The organism is Sorangium sp. So ce1504 (assembly GCF_051521635.1).
GTDB classification, from domain to species: domain Bacteria; phylum Myxococcota_A; class Polyangia; order Polyangiales; family Polyangiaceae; genus Sorangium; species Sorangium cellulosum_B.
Genome location: NZ_CP150365.1, coordinates 447,839 through 467,674 on the forward strand (window position 1 = coordinate 447,839; position 19,836 = coordinate 467,674).

Sequence of the window (19,836 nt, forward strand, 5' to 3'; positions counted from 1 at the left end):
CGGGTTGTGCGAGCGGGACGGTCGCGTCCTCGGGGCGCCGCTGGCGCGCGCTCAGACGTTGATGCGGAACAGTTGCTGACCCATGAGCAGGATGTCGCCGCCCGTGATCTCGGTCTCGCCGAGGACGCGGAGGAAGGTGCCGTTCGAGCTGCCGAGGTCCGTGAGGAACAGCCGGCCGCCCTGGAGCGAGATCTGGCAGTGGAGCCCGGAGACGTAGCCGTCCTCGGGGAAGAGGATGTCGCCGCGCTCGCGCCCGAGGTGCAGGCCGGTGTCGGGGACCGGGAACGCGTTGCCGGTCGCGTCCCTGCCGATGATGAGGGCGAGCCGCGCGACGTAGCCCTTCGAGGGGCTGCCGAGGCGCTCGACGCCGTCGGGGGTCGTGGGCGCCGGGGAGAGCGGCTCGACGCGGACGATCTCCTGGCCGATGCGGAAGACGTCGCCGTTGTCGAGCTGCACCGGCGTGTCCCTGCGCAGCCTGCGGTAGACGCCGTTCAGCGAGCCCTCGTCCTTGACGAAGAGCCGCCCGCCCTTGATCGAGAACGTCGCGTGGCGCGGCGAGAGGTAGCTGTCGCCGCCGAAGATCGTGCCCGAGTCGCGCCCGACCAGCGTGGGGTTCGTGGGCAGCGTGTACGAGCCGGCCTCGGTGCCGTCCGCCCGGAGCGCCGTCAGCACGACGTTCGCGGCGCCCGACGTGGAGATGACCGGCGTGGAGGGCTGCGCGGCCTGGCCCGCCGGCTTGACGAGCTTGAAGCCGCACAGCGCGCAGAACTTGTTCGACGGCGGGTTGGGCTCCTGGCACTGGGGACAGACGACCGTCCCTGCGCCGGCCGCCGCCGGCGTCGCGGGCGCGGCCGCTGCGGCCTTCTTGCTGGCGCCGGTGTCCTCCCCGCGGGCCGGGGCGATGAACGCCGCGGGATCGACGAGCGCGGGCGGCGGGGGCGCGACCGCCGGGCCCTTCTGGGCGCCCGTGCCGATGGCGGTCGGCTCATCGCCGTAATCCTTCGCCCGCGTCGCTGCCGGCACACCGTGGGGCGGGGTGCCTGCCGCGAACTTCTTGGGCGAAACGTCGCGAGGTAGCTCGGCGCCGCAGCCGAGGCAGAACTTGTAATGGTCCTGATTTTCCTTGGAGCACTTCGGGCAGGTGATCACCACGCCTCCTCACAACGAGCGACCGGACTGGGTCCCAGGGCGAACGGCGGCGGGAGCATATTCGCCGCGGCGGCCCTCTGTCGACTGTCTGTCGCTCCTCCGCCCCTCGAGCGGGGGGTCGCGCGCCGCCGCCCGCCCGTTCGCTGGGGCGATTCCGCCCGGCAAATCGCGGCTCGCCGGGCGCGGGCGGCCGCGTTTTTCCGGGCGCGGGCGGCCGCGTTTTGTCGAGCGCGAGCGGCCGCGGTTTTCCTGGCGCGAGCGGCCCGGCTTGCCGGGCTCGTCGGGCGCCGGCGGCGTGGCTCACCTGGACGGGCTGCGGCGTGGCTCACTTGGAGAGGAGCGCGAGCGCATCACGCACGAGGTCGCCGAGCGGGGCGCTGTCGACGCGCGCGCCGAGGGCGGTGACGGCGCGCTCCGCCTCGGCCGGGCGGTAGCCCATGCGGGTGAGCGCGCTGTGCAGGAGGTCCTGCTTGGCGCCTGTGTCCGCGGGCGGGGGGGCCGCGGGGGAGAGCGGGGCCGCGGGGAGGTGGACGAGCTTGTCCTTCAGCTCGAGGACGAGGCGCTCGGCGGTCTTCTTGCCGACGCCGGGGATGGCGGTGAGGCGCGCGGTCTCTCGGCGGGTGATCACCGCGGCGAGCTCCCCCGCGCCGAGCGCGCTGAGGATGGCCATCGCGATCTTCGGGCCGATGCTGGAGATGCCGATGAGCACGCGGAAGGCCGCCCGGTCCTCGCGCGTCGCGAAGCCGTACAGAAGGAGCGCGTCCTCGCGCACGTGGGTGTGCACGAACAGGGTGATCGCGTCCGAGCCGGCCTTCGCGTTCGCGGCGATGCCACGCGCGCGCCCCACGGCCCCGAGCGGGACGGTCACCTCGTAGCCGACCCCGCTGACGTCGAGGACGACCGTGCCCTCGTCGCCTTCTTCCACGACGTGGCCGGAGAGCCGGCCGATCAATTGACCTTGGCCCCTTGCTGGATCCACCTGCGGATGGCGTCGCGCTCCGCCGAGGGCAGGAGGTCGCCGCCAAAGGGCATCGGGGCCCCGCAGCCGTCGGGGGCGCACTCGAGGTCCCCGCAGCTCAGGGTGTCGTCGAGCTTGTGCATGAGGAAGCTGTTCGCGGGGTCGCCGGCCGTGATGCGCGGCATCCCGGAGGGCGCCCTCGACGCGGCGCCGACGTTCTGGGCCGCGATCGCGTCGATCTGCGCCTGCGTGGCCTGCTCGCTCAGCGTCGGGCCGAGGTACGCGAACCCGGCCGAGCCGGCCTCGGCGCCGTGGCACGTCGAGCTGAACGAGCAGGACCGCTGGAAGATGGGGAGGACCTCGCCCGCGAAGCTCACCTCGGGCGCGGTGCCGTCGAACTTGCTGTAGTCGAAGCACTCCGTCGCCGCGGGCCCAGGGCCGTCGTCTCCGCAGCCGGCGCCGGCGCACGCCGTCGCGACAAGGAAAATCAGAAAGAGTTTCCGCACGTTCACCCCTCGCACCCAGATCTCGGGCTGGGACCCTAGCAGAACTGCGCGCGCTCCGTAACGCGTGACGTCGCGCCGCCCACCTCGGGTCGCGTGCGGTTGTTCCGGCGCGGTGCGCGCGGCGCGTTGCCCCGTCGGGGGGCGCGGCGTCCCGTCGCGGGGCGCGGAGATCGCCGCGCGTTTGGCCGGCCGGCGCGGCGGCGGGTAGGCTGGGCGTCCCATGAGGATTGGCCTGGGCATCGGCGCGATGGCGCTCGCGCTCGCCGCGCTCAACGTCGGTTGCGGCGGAGGGCGGGACGCTGTCGAACGACAGCTCTCCGAGCTGCGCGCGGAGCTCGTCAGGGTGCGCGCGGAGAACGCGGTGCTCGCGGATCGTGTGGGCTCGCTCGAGCGCTCGCAGGGCGGCGCCCGCAGCGCGGCGCGCCCTGACGAGGCCGGGGCGCGCGCCGCGCCCCCGGAGGAGCCGGACAGGCCTGACCTCGAGGTGGTGCGGCTCGCGCCGGAGGACGACGGCGCGCGGCCGCCGGTGCTCCGCTCGACCGCGAACGGCGCCGTGATCGAAGAGCCCCCGGGCGGGTCGTCGCCGCCGAGCCCGCCCCCCTCCACCCTGTCGAGGCGCAAGCGATGAAGTTCCCCGCGAAGGCAACGCTGGTCCTGGTCTTTCTGCCGATCGTCGCCGCGCCGCCGCTGGCGCGCGCTCAGGACCAGCAGGGCGGCGAAGAGGGCGCCGGCCAGGCGCCGGGCGTCACCGTGGTCCAGCTCCCGAGGGCCGAGCCGACCGTCGAGACGCAGGTCGTGGTGCCGGGTTATCCGCAGCCGGGGTTCGATCCGAACGCCCACCTGCCCTCGAGCTCGCGGGGCACGACGGACACGTCCCGCCCGTCGGACGGCTTCGATCTGGGCCGCCGGAGCGAGGGCCCCGCCTCGGTGAAGGGCGGCGCGAACGGCAGCTACGTCGTCGAGGGGCAGTTCGTGCCCGAGTCGCACTCGGTGCGGCGCGGCGACACGCTCTGGGACATCTCGGGCAGGTACTACACGAACCCCTACGCGTGGCCGCAGGTCTGGGCGCTGAACCCGCAGCTCCAGAACCCGCACTGGATCTACCCGGGCGACCGGATCCGGCTCCGCGACCCGAGCGAGGGCCCGACCCGCGGCAGCATCGGGTTCGGCGCGAACCAGCTGGGGCGAGGGGGGCGCGTGCCGTCGAAGACGATCTTCCTGCGCGAGCTCGGCTGGGTCGACGACGTGAAGAAGGACACGTGGGGGGAGCTCGTCGCGAGCCCCGACGACCAGATGCTCCTCAGCGAGGGCGACGACGTCTACCTCCGCCTCTCGGACGATCACGAGGTCGCGATCGGCCAGGAGCTGACGATCTTCCGCGAGATCAAGAAGGTGAAGAGCGGGGACGTGAAGGGCGAGCTCGTGACGGTGCGTGGCACGGCGCGCGTGGATCGTTACAACCCGAAGACGCACATGGTGCGCGCGCGGCTCATCGAGTCGCTCGACGTGGTCGAGCGCACGGACAGGGTCGGCGCGGTGTTGCGGCGCCTCGACGTGGTGCCGCCGGTGGGCGCCGAGGCGGATCTCGAGGCGAAGATCATCGCGGCCGTCTACCCCTACCAGCTCGTCGGGCAGCACCAGGTGGTGTTCATCGACAAGGGCGAGAAGGACGGCGTGAAGCCGGGGCAGCGCTTCTTCGCGGTCCGGCGGGGCGACCGCTGGCTGCAGCAGATCGGGGGCGCGGGCAGGCTGGCCACGGTCCGGCCGCGGGTGCAGGACGAGCGTCCGGCGCAGGTCGACGAGCCGAAGTTCGGCGTCGACGAGGAGCTGCTGCCGGACGAGACCTACGCCGAGCTGCGGGTCGTGCATGTGCGCGAGCGCACGGCTGCGGCGCTCGTGACCCACGCGATGTACGAGGTCGAGCGGGACGCGGTGCTGATCTCGCGCAAGGGCCTCTGATGATCGACCGCCTGCGGCGTTTCACGGCCGGGGTGTGCGGGGCGAAGCCCACGGGCCCGCGTCCGATTGCGTGAGCGAGCCAACGTGCGCGAAGGCAGCGGCCCCAGCCGTCGGCGCGCCGCCGCTCGGAGGGGCGGAGGGGGCGGAGGGGAGGGGGCGGAGGGGAGGGGGCGGAGAGGGACAGAGCGCTGCCGCCGCGCTGACCGCGCAATGTCTCCACGAGGGGGGCGCCGGCGCGGTATGATGTTCGGCCTGGCATGCGTCGCCTTCCCGAAGTCCAGTCCGAGCTGAGGGGCGTGGATGGCGATCCTCCCACGCAGCGCTCGTTCGACAGCGTGACGGATCGCTGCACGCCGAGGAGCGGATCGCTGGCCGAGGTGCTCGGCGAGGGGGTGGTGCGGGGGCCCCGTTCGAGCGCGGCGCCGCCGAGCCTCAACAGCACCCCGCCGGAGGCGCGCGGCCACGCGCTGCGGGAGCGCGGCAATCTGCTCCTCCGGCGGAACGACCACGCGGGCGCCGCGCGCGACTACGACGAGGCGCTCGCGCTGTTCCGGGCGACGGGCGACGTGCTCGGGCAGGCCCAGGTGCTCATGGATCGGGGCGCGCTGCGCCTGCGGGAGGGCGTCTCCGTGCAGGCGGTGCGCGACTACGACGAGGCGCTCGCGCTGTTCCAGGCCGCGGGCGATCGCGCGGCGGAGGGCGACGCGCTGAGGGCGCGGGGCTTCGCGCGCGCCGAGGAGGGCGATCTCGGCGGCGCGGTGTGCGACTACGATCTCGCGATCCAGCTCTTCCTGCAGCTCGGCGATCGCGAGCCGCTCAAGCCCCGGGCCGGGTCGCGCGGGGCGGCCGCCGACGCCGACGCCCCGGGCCCCTCGGAGCCGCCGCGCGCCCGCCCTCACGGCGCCGCGCACGGGCGGGCGCTCAAGGCGCGCGGCGATCTGCGGGTCCGGCTCCGCAACCTGCCGGGAGCGGCGCGCGACTACAGCACAGCGCTCGCGCTGTTCCAGGACACGGGGGATCGGAGCGGGCAGGCCAGCGTGCTGAAGGCGCGGGGCGACATGCGGTTCGGCCAGGACAACGTGACGGGCGCCGCGCGCGACTACGACTGGGCGCTCACGCTCTACCAGGCGACCGAGGACCACCTCGGGCAGGCCGGCGTGTTCAAGGCGCGCGGCGATCTCCGGGTGCGGCAGGGGGATCTGGCGGGCGCCGAGAAGGACTACGACCAGGGGCTCGAGCTGTTCACGGCGACGCGCGACGCCCTGGGCCAGGCCGCGGTCCTGAAGGCGCGGGGCGATCTGCGCTCCGTGCAGGAGGACCTCGTGGACGCTGTCCGCGACTACGACCGGGCGCTCGCGCTGTTCCGCACGGGCTTCGAGCGCCGCGGGCAGGCCGCGACGCTCAAGGTGCGGGGCGATCTCCGCCGCAAGCAGTTCGAGCTGGTGGCCGAGCTCGTGGGCGTCGCGGCGGCCGACGCGTCGGACCTGGAGGAGGCGCTCTCGGACTACGAGCAGGCGCTCGCCCTGTTCGAGGTGCTCGAGGACGGCGCGGGTCAGGCCGGCGTGCTGCGGGCGCGGGGCGATCTGGCGCGCATCCAGGGGGATCTCGCCGGCGCGCTGTCGCTCTACCTCGGCGCGAAGCGGCTCCTGGACGTGTCGGGCAACGCCGCGGAGCTCTCGGCGACCCTCGCCGAGATCGCCCGGACGCACGCGCTCGCGGGCCGCGCGGCCGAGGCGCGCGCCGCGGCGGAGCAGGCGCTCGCGCGGGCCGATCGCGCGACCAGCGCCGAGTGCCGCGAGCTCGCGGAGGCGGTCCTCGCCGGCCGCGTCGCGGCCCGGGACGAGGCTTTCGCGAAGCGCGACTCCAGGGCGCCGAACGGCCTGAAGCGGTTCGACTGAGAGAGGCCCTGAGCCGCGCCGGGGCGCGGAGGGCGCCCGGGCGAGCGCCTGCTCCGCCGCGGCGCGCGCCTGGGCCGCCGCGGGCGGCGCGGCGCGCACCGAGGACCCGCGCGCCGCTCCCGGCGAGCGGAGACAGACGTTGATGGCGCTGATGGCGAGTCGACCCGATCGACGGACAACCATCCTGACTCCGACCGATGCTGCCGAGAGCCGGGATGACCCGATAAAGGGTATCTCCTCCCGAGAGCTCCGGAGTGCGTCGTCTACGTGTACGGCACAAATCCAGGCGCACCACGGCGCGGGTGGTAATGCCCGCTTCCGTACATGTCGGCATGGCATCGCGCCGCGGTGTGATGATCCGCCGTCACGACAGATGGGCGACACCACGGCATCGCGAGCACGTTGCAGCGCTGTTTCCTGGTTGGCCGCCGCGCGCGCTTCGGGATAGAAAAGAATGTCTTAAGGAGTCATCTACATGAAGAGAGGCTTGAAAGCAGTGCTCGCCCTGTCCGCTGCGCTCGCTCTGCTAGGCATCGGTGCGCCCGCGGACGCGACGACGGCCGTCCTGCTCTCGCGGGAGGAGCTCGTGCGCCAGTCGGCGACGATCGCGCGCGTGAGCGTCGGTCGATCGTACACGACGGAATCCGACGACGGAAAATCGATCGTGACCCGCACCGAGCTCACGATCACCCAGCCGCTCAAGGGCGGCGCGGCAGACAAGGGGGGCTCGAAGATGATTGTGCTGGAGCAGATGGGCGGGACCTACAACGGCAAGACACAGCGGCTGCTCGGCGACGCCAAGCTCTCGCCTGGCGAGGACGCCGTGGTCTTCCTGCGCTCGGGCGACAAGGGGCGGTGGCACCTCACGGCGCTGGCGCTGTCGGCCTATCACGTGGACAAGAAGGGCATGGCGCGGCGCATCCTCGATGGGCTGCACCTCGTCCGGCGGACCGGCGCCGCGCTCGTGCCCGTCGAGGTGCCCGTCGAGGAGGTCGAGCCCATCGAGAGCCTCATGACGGACGTCGTGCGCATCGCGGGAGGGAAGTGAGGTGAGGCGCCGCGTCGCCCTCGCCGCCCTGCTCGGCGCCGCCTCGTCCCTCGCCGTGGCCCGTGAGGCCGCCGCGTGGACGCCGCTCGATGACGTGGTCCCCCGCTGGGACAAGCTGCCCGTCGCCTACTACATCAACCGCTCGACGATCCCGGGCGAGATCTCCGCCTTCGCCGTCGACCGTGTCGAGTCCGGGTTCGAGACGTGGTCGAACGCGGGGTGTACGGCGTGGCAGGTCGACTTCCTCGGCGACACCACCGATCGTTACACCTACAACGACGGCAAGAACGTGTTTCAGTGGATCAGCTCCTCCTGGCCGAACATGCTCGGCGACGTCAACTCGGTCATCGGCGTCACGATGCCGGTCTGGAGCTTCGACGGCGCGATCGTGGACGCCGACATGGTCTTCAACGACGTCGGGTTTTGCTGGAACGACACCGGCAACAACGGCTGTGTCGACACGCAGTCGATCGCCACGCACGAAGAGGGGCATTTCCTGGGCCTCGGCCACTCCGGCGAGCGGAGCGCGACGATGACCCCTTACTATGTCGTGGGCTCGTCGATGCGCACCATCGAGCAAGACGACATCGATGGCGTGTGCGCGCTGTATCCCATCGGCGGGACCACGGTCGCGAGCGCCACGAGCGCTGCCAGCGGCGGCGGCGGCAGCTGCGATAGCTGCTCGAACGATTCGCTCGCGGGCACCTGCAAGGCGCCCTATGACGCGTGCGGTGCGTCGATCGCGTGCAGGGGATTCATCGGTTGTGTCAACGAGTGCCAGGACGACGCGTGCGTCGAGCGATGCATGAATGACGATGCCGAGGGGGCCGGCATGTATATCCGCATCCTCGAGTGCATCTGCGGGGAATGCTCGACCGAGTGCTCGACCGAGTGCGCTGGCTTCGATGGCGGCGGCAGCGGCGCCGGCGGCGCCGGCGGCAGCGGGGGCAATGGCGGAGCGGACGGCAGCAGCGTGTCGACCTCCTCCTCCTCGGCCGGCGGCGGATCGACCGTGGGCGCGACCGTGAGCTCTTCGGTCGCCTCGAGCGGCGGGGTGGGCGGCGCGGGCGGCGCCGAGCCGGACGACACGCCGAAGAGCGGCGATGAGGAGTCTGGCGGCGATGCCGGGTGCTCCTGCTCGACGACCAGCCGATCGGCCGATCTCGGTGGCGTCATGCTCCTCGGCGTGCTCGGCGCGCTGGCGTCGCGACGGCGCCGGCGCTGAGCGCTCGATCGCGGGGCTTCAGGGGGAGCGCCGGCCCCCGCGGCGGCGCGGATCGAGTCTGGGCCTGCCGCGCTCTTCCGGGCCAGAGAGCACCTGAGAGGACACCTGGTGGCGGCGATGACGGCGGCGGCCCGGTCACGAAGACCGTGAACCTCTCCTGCTCGATCACCTATCCCAGCATCTTCAACCCGAACGCCGCGATCAAGAACACGTCGCTCTTTGGCGTTCCGGACTCGGCGAAGATCACCTTCACCGTCACGCACTACTACGGCGATCCGGGGCCCTACACCCGCTCGGTCACCGGGCCGCTCGCCAAGGGCCAGACCAAGCTCGTCCCCCTCACGCACCCCGGCGCGCTCGACGCTTACGGCTGCACCGCCAAGGCCACCTGGACCCTCCTCGACTGAACCCGCGGCGGCAGACCAGCAGCCCTGTTGCAGCGCCAGGGCGTCACCGCGCACGGAGCCCCGATGTCCCGAGGCGCGCGTCCACGCGCGCCTTCGCGGCGCTCGCCCTGGCTCCCGATCTCCACGAGGGCAGCGCTCGACACGAGGGCAGCACGCGACGTCTTACCTGTTCCTACCTCTCCCACCTCGCTCTCAATTCTTGTTTTGCTAATTGACACAATAGAAAATCGGGCTACCCTGAGTCTCGTGACAGCGCCAGGCCGCCCGCGCGGCAGACCGAGGAAGGATCCGCAGCAGCTCGCGACATGGGTTCCGCCCGAAGGCTGGTCACGCCTTGTCGCGTGGATCTCGCCGGAGGAGCGGATGGCGCTGAAGCGCGTCGCGCTCGAGGCGAGCACCTCCGTCGCGGAGCTGGTGCGCGCCCTGGCGAGCGGGCTCGCTGGGGGTGTCATCACCCCTGACGAGCTGCTCGGCCAGGTACGAAAGGGCATTCAGGTCATGGAGAAGATTCCGACGATTTTTGATCGCGGCGACGACTTCAAGGTGCTCCCGAAGCCGCGGGAGGGGTGCGAGTGGGTCTTTGCGGGCGAGGGCCGTCCCACCGAGAAGCTCGACGGCACGAACGTGCGGTTGACCATTCGCTCGGGCCACGTGGTCCGGGTCGAGAAGCGCAGGAACCCGAGCAAGCTCCAGAAGCAGCAGGGAATCATCGACGGCTGGTACGTCGACGCCGACGAGCACGGTCCGGAAGACAAGTGGATCTTCGAGGCGGTTCGCGGGACGGAGTTTCTGGGCTGGCCGGACGGCGAGCACTCGGCCGAGGCGCTCGGACCGAGCATTCAGGGCAACCCGCTCGGGCTCGCCAGGCACATGGTCGTGCCGTTCAACCTCGAGATTCCCGTCTACGATGACGTCCCGAGGACCTATGACGGCCTCCACGGCCTGTTCCAGCACCTGGAGAGCCGCTTCGCCCCCGGCCACCTCGCCGAGGGGATCGTGTTCCACCACCCCGACGGCCGGCGCGCCAAGATCAAGCGCAAGGACTTCCCCGGAGGGGCCGGCAAGTCGCGGTGAGGCGCCGGCCGATCGGGGCGCCCCTCCGCCGGGATCGAGGCAGCTCGCGATTCGCGCCCGTACCGTGGGCGCTCAGCGCCGCCGCCTGCCGCGCGCTGGCTTGCTGCTGCCTCCGCCGCGCGGCGCTGGCCTCTCTCCACCGGGGCGCTGGGCCGGCTTCTCTCCACCGGGACGCTGGGCCGGCTTCTCCGGCGGCGCCTCCGTCGTCCGGACGACGAGCAGCGCCTGCCCACGCTCGAAGGTCGGCGTCACGCTCACGTAGCCGTTCTCCCGCGCGAAGCCCGCCGTGTCGCCGCGGTGCTCATCCATGTACCGGCTGAACCGCGTCCAGAGATCGCGCGCCTCCTCGTCGGCGAGGGGCGCGCCGTCGATGGAGGCGGCGAGGTTCGAACGATCGCTCACGTGGATCCCGTGGCCGGAATGATGCGCCGTGAAGTGCGGCGTTTCCAGGGGTTATTGGCGGGTCGACCCCGCACGTCTCGCCGCCTTGCCGCGCCATCCGCCCCCGGGCAGGCTTCGCCCATGGGCCAGCCCGCCGAGAAGCAGCGCCGCGCGACGTACGCCGACCTCGAAGCTGTCCCGCCGAACAAGGTGGCGGAGCTCGTCCGCGGCACCCTGCATGTGTTCCCCCGGCCGGCGCCGAAGCACGCGTGGACGTCCTCGGGCCTGGGAGCCGAGCTCATCGGCCCCTTCCAGCGTGGACGCGGCGGGCCGGGTGGCTGGATCATCCTGGACGAGCCGGAGCTGCACTTCCCCGAGCCGGACGCGCCGGGGGAGATCGACGCGCTCGTGCCCGACCTTGCCGGCTGGCGCCGCGAGCGCATGCCCGAGCTGCCCGAGACGGCCTATTTCGCGCTCGCCCCGGACTGGATCTGCGAGGTGCTGAGCCCTTCGACCGAGGAGCTCGACCGCGACGAGAAGATGCCCATCTACGCGCGCGAGGGGGTGCGGCACGCGTGGCTGGTCGACCCCATCCAGCGGACGCTGGAGGTCTTCTCGCTCATCTCGGGTCGGGGCTGGGGGCCCGCCGTCGTCCACCACGACTCCGCTCGCGTCCGCGTTGAGCCCTTCGAGGCCATCGAGCTCGAGCTCTCGGTCCTCTGGGCGAGGTGACACGCCACCGCGCTGACACGGCTGCTCCGGCCGGGGCGCCGGTGTTCCCCCAGCTTCTCCGCCGCGCCCTGCCCCGAGCGCGGCCTCCGCGTCACTGGATCCCGTACTCCTTGAGGCGCCGGTAGAACGTCCGGCGCGGCAGGCCCACGACCTGCGCCGCCTTCACCCGGTTCCAGTTACAGCTCGAGAGCGCGACAAGGATTCGCTCCCGCTCGCTCGCCTTGTGCGCGTCCAGCGACGTCTCGACGTGGTGTGGGTCGCTCGACGGCGGAGCCCGGCCCGCGCTCGCGGGCGCCCCGCCGCCAGCGGGCGCTCGCGGCGGGGGCGTGGCGCCGCTGTCGAGCGAGCCCCGCAGCGACCGAGGCGCCGCGTCGGGGAGCTCGAAGTCCTCGCTCTCCAGCTCGGGGCGATCCGACAGGACCCACGCGTTGAGCAGCACGTTCTCGAGCTGCCGCACGTTCCCGGGCCAGGTGTACGCCGACAGCCGCTTCAGCGCGGCGCGGGACACGCTGCGGCGATCGCGGCCGTAGCGCGCGGCGAAGATCCCGAGGAAGTAGTCGATGAGCAGCGGGATGTCCTCGATCCGCTGGCGCAGCGACGGAACCCGCACCTCGACGACGTGCAGCCGATAGTAGAGATCCTCGCGGAACGTGCCCCTCGAGACCATGTCGGCGAGATCCCGGTGCGTCGCCGCGATGACCCGCGCGTCGACCGGCTCCTCGCGCGCGCCGCCGACCGGACGGACGACCTTCTCCTGCAGCACACGCAAGAGCCCCGCCTGCATCTTCTGCGGCATCTCCCCGATCTCGTCGAGCAGGATGGTGCCGCCGGTCACCTCCCGGAAGAGCCCCTTCCGGTCGCGATCGGCGCCCGTGAACGCGCCGCGGACGTGCCCGAAGAGCTCGCTCTCCAGCAGGTGCTCCGGGATCGCGCCGCAGTTGATGCCGACGAACGGCTTCTTCGCCCGCGGGCTCGCGTTGTGGATCGTCCGCGCGACGACCTCCTTGCCCGTCCCGCTCTCGCCCGTGATCAGGATCGGGATGTCCGTGTCCTTCACCCGGTCGATGAGCGCGTAGACGCGGCGCATCGCCTCGCTCGTGCCGACCAGGCCCTCGTAGCCGAAATGGCCGCGGATCACCGCGCGCGCCGAGCGCAGATCCCGCCGCGTCGCGGCCAGCTGCGCGGTGCGGTGGCCGAGGAGCTCCTCCAGCTTGGCGCGCGCCGCGCGCAGCTCCTCGTTCGCGCGCTCCAGCTCGCGGGCGCGGCGCTCGTTCTCGCTCACGAGGCGCGCCGTCTCGATCGCGATCGCGACCTGATCGGCCAGCGCCGTCAGCGTCGGGAGCTCCACCTCGAACTTCGCCGCCGCGCTCAGCCGGGTCTCCAGGTACAGCGCGCCGATCACCTGCCCGCTCCGCTGCCGGATCGGGACGCACGCGACCGACTGCAGCATGAGCTGGTGCACGGAGACGTAATCGCTCATGCGCGCGTCGTCCCGCGCGCTCGCGGTCACGACCGGCTCGCCCGTGGAGATCACCCGCTCGGCGATCGAGCTGGAGAAGCGCGCGTGCGGGTCGTCTCCCGCCTGGTCGCGCGAGGCGTGGATCGAGAGATCGACCGCGCCTTCGCCCCCGACCTGCTGCAGCTCGTCGCGCGGCGGTCGCTGCAGGATGATGAACCCGCGCTCCGCCTGGAGGAGCGCGATCGCATGATCGGTCACCTTCGCCAGCAGGCGCGTGAGATCGTGCTCGCCGGCGATCTCGCGGTTGATCTCGAGGACCCGCGCCAGCCGGTCCTCGCCCTGGGGGGCCGCAGCGCCTGCCTGAGCCGCCGCGCTCTGCTGGGTGAACGGCACCGTGCGGCTGCTCATCAGCTCGAGCATCGCGGCCGCCCGGATCTCCTTGCGCCGCGCGTCGTTCCAGAACACCTCCCGGAGGTCGCGCGGCAGCTTCGAGGCGATCTCCTCCAGCGTGATCAGCGCCTCCTCGCGGTCGTGGCGCGCCCGGATGAGGTGCCCCCGCTCCGTCTCGAGCTGCGCCCGCGCCTCCAGCGCGCGCCAGATCCAGTCGCGCTGGCCCGCGGCGCGCGCCGCGTCGAGCGCCTCGTCGTACGCCGCCCGGGCCCGCCACTCGTCGCGCGCGAGCGCCGCGACGCGGCCGCGCGCGAGCGCGAGCAGGGCGCGGTGGGCGCCGGTCGTCCCCAGGCGCTCCGACGCCACGTCGATCTCCTCGCCGAGGGCGCGCGGATCCGCGCCGGCGCGCGCCACCGCGAAGAGCACGCGCTCGAGCCGCGCCTCGACCCCGTCGATGCGCCGGCCCATCGCCTCGTACGCCTCGGCGCACTCGAGGCAGAGCCGCTCGGCCTGCTCGAGATCGCCCGAGCGCGCGGCGTGCTCCGCCTCGAGCGCGAGCAGCTGCGCCTGCTGCTGCGGCGCGAGATCCGCGCGCTGGGCGGCGAGCGCGTCGAGCGACACCCGGGCCCGCGCGAGCCGCCCGAGGTAGAGGTCGAGGTTCGCGAGGTTGAGGAGCGCCTGGCGGATCGTCGCCACGCGGCCGGAGCGCCGGCCCAGGTCGACGGCGGCCTCGAGGTGGCGGATGGCCGCGCCGAGGTCGCCCTGGAGCTTCGTGAGCGCGGCGAGGTTCAGGCGGGTCGTCGCGAGCGTGCCCGCGTCGCCGGCCTGCTCCGCGGCCGTGAGCGCCTCCTCGTAGACCGCCTTCGCCTCGCTGAGGTGGTCGTCCCGCTGGAGCGCGAAGGCGAGCGACACGAGCGCGACCGACAGGATCCGCGGCTCTCCCGTGAGCCGCGCGAGCCGGACCGCGTGCTCCAGCGTGCGCTTCGCGTCCTCGTGCCGCGAGGCGAAGCTCTGCGCGAGCCCGCGCGTCGCCACCGCCTCGGAGACGATCGCCTCGGGCGAGGCGCCGAACGCGGCGGCCGTCGCGAGCTCGGGGCGCGACGCGCCGGTCAGCTGCGCCTCGATCTTGAGCGGGCCCACCCGCTCCACGGCCTCGCCCGCGCGGCGCTCCGCCTCGCCGTAGTCGCCGGCGCGCACGAGCGCGCGGGCCATCTGCAGCGACCAGAACGCCGCCAGGGCGTGATCGCGCGAGGCCTCGACCTGGTCCTTCACGCGCCCGAGCTCGGCGAGCGCCCTCGCCGTGTCGCCGCGGTTCATGGCGAGGCGCGCGCGCGCGATCGTCAAGGTGGGCACCGCGGCGGCCGAGCCGTCGCCCTCGTGCCGCCCGAGCGCCTCCGCGGCCGCGTCGAAGTGGCCCCGGTCGAGCAGCCGGTGGATCTCCGCCGGCGGCAGCGCCGCCCCCTCGGCGCCCGCGCCGCCCGGCCCGGACGCCACCGCGCTCGTCGGGGGCGCGTCGAGCAGCCGATCGACGTCCTCGGTCGACGCGACGGGCGCGCGCGCGATGCACGCGACGATCTCGCGGATGCGCCCGGGCCACCGCCCCGCGCGGGAGACGACGTGCGCCGCCACCGCGTCGCTCAGCGACGGGATGGTGCGCTGCACGAGCTCGCGGGCGACCTGCTCGTCGAGCGGCGCCATCTCGAAGCGCTCGAACCCGCGGCCCAGGCGCGCGGGTGAAGGCGCGTCGTCAGCGGGCGCGCCGCGCGGCGCGCCTGGCCCCCGGTTCGCGCCGCTCTCCGATGGATCCCCGAGCACGAGCACGAGCTTGCCGCCGGCCTTCCGCACCTCGTCGAGCCGCTCGATCGCCGCGTCGCCGAGCCGATCGGCGTCGTCGACGAGCGCCGTCACCCGGCCGAGATCGTGCTCCGACAGCTCGATCGAGAGCGCCTCGCGCTGGTCTGCCACGCGGGCCGCCTCGACCCACGCGACGGCGTACCCGCCGACCTCGAGCGACCACGCGATGCGCCGGAGCAGCGCGCTCCGCCCGGAAGCGCGCGGGCCTTCGATCGAGAGCCCGCCGCCCGCGGGCAGCGCCATGATCTGCGCGAGCAGCCGCGTGGAGGGCGCGTCCAGCCCGACGATGGGCCAGACCACGGCGCCCGCGTCCGCGTCGGGCCGCGCGCCCGCCTCGCCCGACCTCGCGGCCTCCTCTCCCGGCCCGGAGGGGAGCCGCGCCGCGCGCCGGAGCGCGTTCGCGAGCTCGTCGGCGCTCGGGTAGCGCGCGTTCGGGTCCTTGGCGGTCGCCCGGTCGACGACCCCCTGGAGCGCCTCGACGACCTTCGGATCGCGCTCGCCCCCGCTGTCGCGGAGGGCCTCGGCGAGCGTCGCGCCGAGCGCGAACACCTCGGCGCGGACGGTGAGCGGGTCGCCCTTGAAGAGCTCCGGCGCGGCGTAGCGGGGCGTGAGGCCCACGGGCCGCGAGCCGTCGTCCCGGAACGGCGCGGCGAGGCCGAGGTCGACGAGCGTGGCGCGGCCGCCTTCGCCGACGATGATGTTCGCGGGCTTCACGTCGCCGTGCAGCAGGAGCGCGCGGTGCAGGCGCGTCAGCTGATCGGCCGCGTCGGCGATGGCCGCGAGGTTCCTGGCCAGGTCGCCCTTGCGCGCGAGCAGATCGGCGAGGCTCGTCCCCTCGACGAGCTCGCGCACCATGAAGGGCCGCCCTGACGCGGGCAGCCGGCCGAAGCGCAGCACGCGCGGCACGCCGAGGCCCTCGACGCCCGACAGCGCCGCCGCCTCGCGGACGAGCGCGAGCACCTCCGGCTCGTCCGCCTCCTCGCCGAGCGTCTTCAGCGCGGCCGTCTTGCCGGTGAGGCGGTCGCGCACCGCCCACACCTCGCCACCACCGCCCTTTCCGAGGGCCCCGATCGGCTCATAACGCGGCGGAAACAGCGGACGCGACGTCACCTCATCCCTCGATCAGAGGCCATACCCCGCGGACAGCCCGAAGAACAACCCTGTGATGGAGAAGCCGGCGTCGAGCCGCGTCTGAAGCTGCTTGATCGGCTTGTACCGGAAGCTGAGCTGCGGGAACGAGATCCACGGGAACACCGACGGCTTGGAGCCTCCGTTGATCCAGCTCGGCTCGTCGTAGTCGCCGAAATGCTCGTTGGAGCCGTCGCAGAAGCCGCCGGTCGGGCCGGCGCACTTGCTCCACGAGCCCACGTCGTCGGGGTCGAGGCGCGACGGGTTGTTCGGGTACGCCTGCGCGCGGTAGAGGTTGCCGAAGACGACGCCGAGCCCGACGCCGCCGCCGATCAGCAGGGAGAAGCGGCCCTTCTCCTTGTCGAGCGGGATCTCGTAGAGGAGATCGGTCGTGAAGTAGACGAGCTTCATGGTGCTCGACACCATCTCCCAGGCGTCGTTGCCGTCGTTCTTCCCCTTGAAGAGGAAGGGATCCATCGAGTAGTCCGCGTAGGAGATCGCCAGATCGATCTCGAGCCCGTCCCTGCGCGTCGAGAGCTCCGGGCCGAAGGTGAACACGTTCACGCTCGACCCGCCGTCCGCGAAGAGGTTGATCATCGCCTTCGGCACAATGAGGTTCCGGAACCGGAGCCCGGCGAACCGATAGGTCTTGCCCTCCCTCTCGAACGGGGCGTTCTCATCCGCCGCCTCGGGCGGCGCTTCCTGCGGCTTGTCCTTCTCGCCAGGCGCCTTGTCGTCCTGCGCCTTCTCGTCCGTGGCCTGCTTCTCGGCAGCAGGGGAGTCGTCCAGGTTGCCTTCGGCGTCGTCCTTGGGCTGCGCGCCGGCGCTCGATGAGAAGCACACGGCGCCGAGCAATGCGGCGAGCGCGGCGGCCCTTGCGTGCACCCCGACCGCGAGCTGCCGACCCATCTTCACGTGGTACATTGTAGGTCACCTAGCGATGCGTAAGTTCAGGGCCGGGCTCCGCGCCCACGGAACGGGCGCGCCGAGGCCAGCATCGGGTTCTCCGCGCGCCCCGGTGGACCGGGCACCAGCGGAGGGGAGGGTACACGAGACGCAGCGCCGTGTGACGCCTGCGGACCGCCCACGGCGGAGCTTTTTCCACGACCGCGCGCCGGAGCGCGCCTGCTCGTGATCGCCGTCGGTGGCCGTGCGATGTTGGCGCGGCAGGGCCCCGCGGCGACGGCATTGCTGGCGGACCAAACGAGGTTGCACACAGCAAAATAATCCGCAATAGACGGAAAGGATGATCCTGCATCAGGCCCAGGTCGAGCAGACGATCGACCGCGACGAGCGGGACAGGTTCATCAAGGAGCTCGTGGTGGTGCGGGTCCGCAGCACCGCGCACGAGTCCCCGCCGGCGAGCCGTGGGATCGAGGGGGCGCGCGCGCCGGGGGTGGAGGACGCGGAGCCGGTGGAGCGGGACGTGCCGCTGGCGATGATCCGCAAGCGGAGCGCGCGGCTCCGGAGCACGGTGGCGAGCGTGCTGCTGGTCCACGGGTACGGCCAGAACCGGTACATCTGGCACCTGCCGTCGCGGAGCTTCTCGAACTACCTGGCGCGCGCGGGCTTCGACGTCTTCAACCTGGACCTGCGGGGGCACGGTCGGTCGCGGCACCTCGGGGCGCGGCGGCCGGCCCACGTGACCGATTTCGTCCGCGAGGACGTGCCGGCGGCGATCGAGGAGATCCGGCGCATCTCGGGTCCGCGGCCTGTGTACCTGATCGGCCACTCGCTCGGGGGGCTCGTCGGCTACGCGACGGCGCCGACGATGGGGGACGCGGTCGGCGGGATCGTCACGCTCGGGAGCCCGTACCTGTTCACGCACGGGTCGCGGTCGCTCGCGCTGCTCGGCCGGCTGATGCTGACGGTCGACCGGCGCGTCCCCCTCGGGCAGGGGGCGCTCCCGCTGTCGGCGTGGGGCGAGCCGTTCCGGTTCGTGCGGGCGTTCGTCGAGAGCCCGATCTTTCCGCTGCCGATCCGGGGGTTCGTGCCCGGCTCGATGGAGACGCGGGTGCTCACGCAGCACATGTCGCTGGCGATGGACAGCGGCAGCATCACGGTGCTCCGGAACATGTTCCTGGACGCGGCGGCGTCGCGGAAGAGCGGCCACCACATGGGGAGCCTCTTCGGCTACGCCGAGCGCTTCGAGCAGCTCGACCTGCCGCTCCTGGTCATCGCGGGCACGCACGACGACCTCGCGCCGCCGGCGTCGGTGAAGCCTGCGTACGATTTCAGCCGCTCCTCGGACAGGACGTACCGCGAGTTCCCGCGCGGCCACCTCGACATCGTCGTCGGCCGGGACGCGCCGCTCACGGTGTGGCCGCTCATCGAGGCCTGGCTGAAGACGCGCATCCGGCGGGCGGCGGCGAGGGAGCGCGAGCAGCTGAGCGCGTAGGACGCCACGCGAGGGCGCCGGCGCGACTGCTATCGTAGGCGGATGACCATCGAGCTGCGGCAGCTGGCCCCCGAGCAGCACGGCGAGTTCGTCCATCCCATCCTCACCGCCTTCGGCGCGCTCGTGAACCCCGAGCGCCTGGAGGCGACGAAGCGGCTCCGGGAGCTCACGTATGGCCTCGGCGCGTACGACGGCGAGTCGCTCGTCGGGGCGGCCGGCACGTTCTCGCTCACGATGACCACGCCGGGCGGCGACGTCCCGGTCGCCGGGCTCACGATGGTCGGGGTCATGCCGACGCACCGCCGCCGCGGCATCCTCACGCGCCTCGTCCGGCGGCACATCGACGAGGCGCGGGCCGCGGGGCAGCCGATCTCCTCTCTCTGGGCCACGGAGGGATCCATCTACGGCCGCTTCGGCTACGGCCTCGCGTCGCAGGCGTGCTCCATCTCGATCGAGCGCGATCGCAGCGCGTTCCGTGGGGAGGCGAGCGCGGAGGGCCGGGCGCGGCTGCTCGGGGAAGCCGAGGCGCTCGAGGCGTTCCCGCCGGTCTGGGAGCGCGCCCGCCCGCTCGTCCCCGGGATGCTGGCGCGCTCGGAGCCGTGGTGGCAGGGCCGGCGGCTCTGCGACAACGACTTCATCCGCCAGGGGGGCGGCCCGCTCCAGCGCGTCGTGATCGAGGTCGACGGGCGCGCCGAGGCCTACGCGCTGTACTGCGTGCACCACCGGTGGGACGCGTCCACGATCCCGATCGGCTCCGTCCGCGTCATCGAGGCGATCGGCGCCTCGCCGCTCGGGACGAGGCTCGTCTGGCGGTACCTCTTCGACATCGACCTGGCGCATCGGATCGAGGCGAGCCTCCTGCCGCCCGATCATCCCCTCGGCATGCTCCTCGTCGAGCCGCGGCGGCTGCGCCTCACGGCGAGCGACGGGCTGTGGGTGCGCATCGTGGACGTCGAGGCCGCGCTCGCGGCGCGCGCCTACGGCAGCGGCGAGGCGCTCACGCTCGAGATCACCGACCGCGATTGCCCCTGGAACGCGGGCCGGTTCCAGCTCGACGGGGGCGAGCGGCGCGCGACGCGGACCACGGCGGCGCCGGACCTCCGCCTCGACGTCACGGCGCTCGGCTCGGCGTACCTCGGCGGCGTCTCGTTCCGTTGCATGGCCGACGCGGGCCAGGTCGAGGCGCTCTCCGGAGGCGCCATCGAGCGCGCGGACAGCCTGTTCCGCGCCGCGCGCGCCCCGTGGTGCCCCGAGATCTTCTGAAGGCCAG

Annotated in this window: 16 protein-coding genes; 10 read left to right on the forward strand and 6 right to left on the reverse strand. The window is 72.9% G+C overall.

Annotated elements, in window-relative coordinates:
• Positions 1-51 precede the first annotated feature (51 nt).
• The 3 genes from WMF39_RS01715 to WMF39_RS01725 form a co-directional block, all read right to left on the reverse strand.
• Positions 52-1,149 carry an FHA domain-containing protein gene (locus tag WMF39_RS01715; protein ID WP_437743815.1) on the reverse strand — a complete coding sequence of 366 codons (1,098 nt, stop codon included), beginning with the start codon at positions 1,147-1,149 and terminating at the stop codon, positions 52-54.
• A gap of 325 nt (positions 1,150-1,474) precedes the next feature.
• Positions 1,475-2,128 carry a Holliday junction branch migration protein RuvA gene (gene ruvA / locus WMF39_RS01720; protein ID WP_437743816.1) on the reverse strand — a complete coding sequence of 218 codons (654 nt, stop codon included), beginning with the start codon at positions 2,126-2,128 and terminating at the stop codon, positions 1,475-1,477.
• A complete protein-coding gene (locus WMF39_RS01725) occupies positions 2,098-2,613 on the reverse strand; it encodes a hypothetical protein (RefSeq protein WP_437743817.1) in 516 nt (171 codons plus the stop codon). The genes ruvA and WMF39_RS01725 overlap by 31 nt, the downstream gene beginning before the upstream one ends.
• A gap of 220 nt (positions 2,614-2,833) precedes the next feature.
• Here WMF39_RS01725 and WMF39_RS01730 point away from each other — a divergent pair, with 220 nt between their 5' ends.
• The 7 genes from WMF39_RS01730 to WMF39_RS01760 all read left to right on the forward strand — a co-directional run bounded on the left by WMF39_RS01730 (position 2,834) and on the right by WMF39_RS01760 (position 10,224).
• The gene (locus WMF39_RS01730) at positions 2,834-3,241 is read left to right on the forward strand and encodes a hypothetical protein (protein ID WP_437743818.1); all 408 of its coding nucleotides are present in this window, start codon (positions 2,834-2,836) and stop codon (positions 3,239-3,241) included.
• Positions 3,238-4,572 carry a LysM peptidoglycan-binding domain-containing protein gene (locus WMF39_RS01735; protein WP_437743819.1) on the forward strand — a complete coding sequence of 445 codons (1,335 nt, stop codon included), beginning with the start codon at positions 3,238-3,240 and terminating at the stop codon, positions 4,570-4,572. Before WMF39_RS01730 ends, WMF39_RS01735 begins: the two co-directional genes overlap by 4 nt.
• Before the next feature lie 257 nt (positions 4,573-4,829).
• On the forward strand, positions 4,830-6,470 hold the full coding sequence (locus WMF39_RS01740) for a tetratricopeptide repeat protein (protein WP_437743820.1): 1,641 nt from the start codon (positions 4,830-4,832) through the stop codon (positions 6,468-6,470).
• Between the two features lie 475 nt (positions 6,471-6,945).
• A complete protein-coding gene (locus tag WMF39_RS01745) occupies positions 6,946-7,518 on the forward strand; it encodes a hypothetical protein (protein WP_437743821.1) in 573 nt (190 codons plus the stop codon).
• A 1-nt stretch (position 7,519) separates the two neighbouring features.
• Positions 7,520-8,743 (forward strand): matrixin family metalloprotease, encoded by a 1,224-nt coding sequence (locus tag WMF39_RS01750; RefSeq protein WP_437743822.1) that lies wholly within the window; start codon positions 7,520-7,522, stop codon positions 8,741-8,743.
• Positions 8,744-8,889: 146 nt separating this feature from the next.
• Positions 8,890-9,150: a hypothetical protein gene (locus tag WMF39_RS01755; RefSeq protein ID WP_437743823.1), complete on the forward strand. Its 261-nt coding sequence runs from the start codon at positions 8,890-8,892 to the stop codon at positions 9,148-9,150.
• Between the two features lie 363 nt (positions 9,151-9,513).
• The gene (locus tag WMF39_RS01760) at positions 9,514-10,224 is read left to right on the forward strand and encodes a hypothetical protein (protein WP_437743824.1); all 711 of its coding nucleotides are present in this window, start codon (positions 9,514-9,516) and stop codon (positions 10,222-10,224) included.
• 72 nt (positions 10,225-10,296) lie between these two features.
• Here the strand turns inward: WMF39_RS01760 and WMF39_RS01765 are convergent, their stop codons facing one another.
• Positions 10,297-10,626 (reverse strand): hypothetical protein, encoded by a 330-nt coding sequence (locus WMF39_RS01765; RefSeq protein ID WP_437743825.1) that lies wholly within the window; start codon positions 10,624-10,626, stop codon positions 10,297-10,299.
• Between the two features lie 120 nt (positions 10,627-10,746).
• On the opposite strand from WMF39_RS01765, the gene WMF39_RS01770 reads away from it, so the two are divergent.
• On the forward strand, positions 10,747-11,337 hold the full coding sequence (locus WMF39_RS01770; protein ID WP_437743826.1) for a Uma2 family endonuclease: 591 nt from the start codon (positions 10,747-10,749) through the stop codon (positions 11,335-11,337).
• Between the two features lie 91 nt (positions 11,338-11,428).
• Here WMF39_RS01770 and WMF39_RS01775 read toward each other — a convergent pair whose 3' ends face one another.
• The gene (locus WMF39_RS01775) at positions 11,429-16,150 is read right to left on the reverse strand and encodes a sigma 54-interacting transcriptional regulator (protein WP_437743827.1); all 4,722 of its coding nucleotides are present in this window, start codon (positions 16,148-16,150) and stop codon (positions 11,429-11,431) included.
• A gap of 12 nt (positions 16,151-16,162) precedes the next feature.
• Positions 16,163-17,092 (reverse strand): hypothetical protein, encoded by a 930-nt coding sequence (locus WMF39_RS01780; protein ID WP_437743828.1) that lies wholly within the window; start codon positions 17,090-17,092, stop codon positions 16,163-16,165.
• A gap of 322 nt (positions 17,093-17,414) precedes the next feature.
• Here WMF39_RS01780 and WMF39_RS01785 point away from each other — a divergent pair, with 322 nt between their 5' ends.
• Together WMF39_RS01785 and WMF39_RS01790 are read left to right on the forward strand one after the other, a co-directional pair.
• Entirely contained in the window at positions 17,415-18,566 is a 1,152-nt protein-coding gene (locus tag WMF39_RS01785) for an alpha/beta fold hydrolase (protein ID WP_437743829.1), read from the forward strand.
• A 42-nt stretch (positions 18,567-18,608) separates the two neighbouring features.
• Positions 18,609-19,829 (forward strand): GNAT family N-acetyltransferase, encoded by a 1,221-nt coding sequence (locus tag WMF39_RS01790; protein WP_437743830.1) that lies wholly within the window; start codon positions 18,609-18,611, stop codon positions 19,827-19,829.
• The last annotated feature ends 7 nt before the right edge of the window (positions 19,830-19,836 follow it).

Excerpts from the sequence above, each read along its gene's own strand:
- WMF39_RS01790 (WP_437743830.1), top strand. The coding sequence starts at position 18,609 with ATGACCATCGAGCTGCGGCAGCTGGCCCCCGAGCAGCACGGCGAGTTC.
- WMF39_RS01760 (WP_437743824.1), top strand. The coding sequence starts at position 9,514 with ATGGCGCTGAAGCGCGTCGCGCTCGAGGCGAGCACCTCCGTCGCGGAG.
- WMF39_RS01740 (WP_437743820.1), top strand. The coding sequence starts at position 4,830 with ATGCGTCGCCTTCCCGAAGTCCAGTCCGAGCTGAGGGGCGTGGATGGC.
- WMF39_RS01730 (WP_437743818.1), top strand. The coding sequence starts at position 2,834 with ATGAGGATTGGCCTGGGCATCGGCGCGATGGCGCTCGCGCTCGCCGCG.
- WMF39_RS01770 (WP_437743826.1), top strand. The coding sequence starts at position 10,747 with ATGGGCCAGCCCGCCGAGAAGCAGCGCCGCGCGACGTACGCCGACCTC.
- WMF39_RS01735 (WP_437743819.1), top strand. The coding sequence starts at position 3,238 with ATGAAGTTCCCCGCGAAGGCAACGCTGGTCCTGGTCTTTCTGCCGATC.
- WMF39_RS01780 (WP_437743828.1), bottom strand. The coding sequence starts at position 17,092 with ATGTACCACGTGAAGATGGGTCGGCAGCTCGCGGTCGGGGTGCACGCA.
- WMF39_RS01745 (WP_437743821.1), top strand. The coding sequence starts at position 6,946 with ATGAAGAGAGGCTTGAAAGCAGTGCTCGCCCTGTCCGCTGCGCTCGCT.
- WMF39_RS01785 (WP_437743829.1), top strand. The coding sequence starts at position 17,415 with ATGATCCTGCATCAGGCCCAGGTCGAGCAGACGATCGACCGCGACGAG.